The 844-nt window shown below is 51.9% G+C and carries 1 protein-coding gene; it reads right to left on the bottom strand.

Annotated features, from left to right (window positions below; all coding sequences use genetic code 11):
- Nucleotides 1-84 precede the first annotated feature (84 nt).
- Nucleotides 85-844, bottom strand: a 760-nt coding sequence (locus M529_RS25460; RefSeq protein ID WP_236617624.1) for a tyrosine-type recombinase/integrase, incomplete at its 5' end; no start/stop codon positions are given.

The following is an 844-nucleotide window of genomic DNA, read 5'->3' as shown; positions in this document are numbered from 1 at the left end:
AATAGTCAAAACTGTATCAGCACGCAAGCCTAACTAATTTAAATAGCAAAATTCTTTCATTTCGTCGAGTGCGTTAACCTTATTTTAGGCCGTGATCGTTGGCCCGTCCGCCCATGGCGCGGGGCTTTTCATTAACCACGATCCTGTTCTCCTTCGCTTTAACTCATAGACCGAATCCTGGGTCAACCATGCCCGCGCGGCGATCTCTCGTTCTTCCGGCCCACTCGCATTGGCATAGATGGCAGTGGTCTTCATGTCCGCGTGCCCGAGCCACCTCTGGACGAGGTTGAGGGGGACGCCTGCCTGGATTGCACGGACGCCGAACCCGTGCCGAAGCCCCTTGGGAACTGCCCATGGCCCGGAAATCTTCGCATTGTTCATCACTTCGGTGACCCGGCGATAGGCTGTCATGCGCGACCAGGGCCAGAAGAGGCCGTTGCTGTCGAGTTCGCCTTTTTTCACCCATTCCCGCAGCTGATCCAGCATCTTCAACGGTAGCGGAACTGCCCGGAACACGGCCTTATGGCGCTTTTTCAGGCACCTAATAATGACATGTCCGGATTCGAAATCGATGTTCTGGCAAGATGTTGCCAAGGCCTCCGATATCCTACATCCAGTCACCGCCAGAAACCAGCAGAAACTATATACTGAAACCCCTTCATTGCGGGCGTGAGAAAGAAATGAATCCGTTTCTTTCATCGTCAGATATTTGCGTTGTCCTATATTATCGTACATCGACCAGGGCACACGCTCCTCCATTGCTTTTTCTTGAGGAGCCATATTCATGCCGCGAGCAAGGTTATCAGATCGTTGATCGGACTTCATTGATACAGAATTGACTATT

The organism is Sphingobium ummariense RL-3, assembly GCF_000447205.1.
In the GTDB taxonomy this organism is placed as follows: Bacteria; Pseudomonadota; Alphaproteobacteria; order Sphingomonadales; family Sphingomonadaceae; genus Sphingobium; species Sphingobium ummariense.
This window is presented reverse-complemented; position numbering and strand designations above follow the sequence as displayed.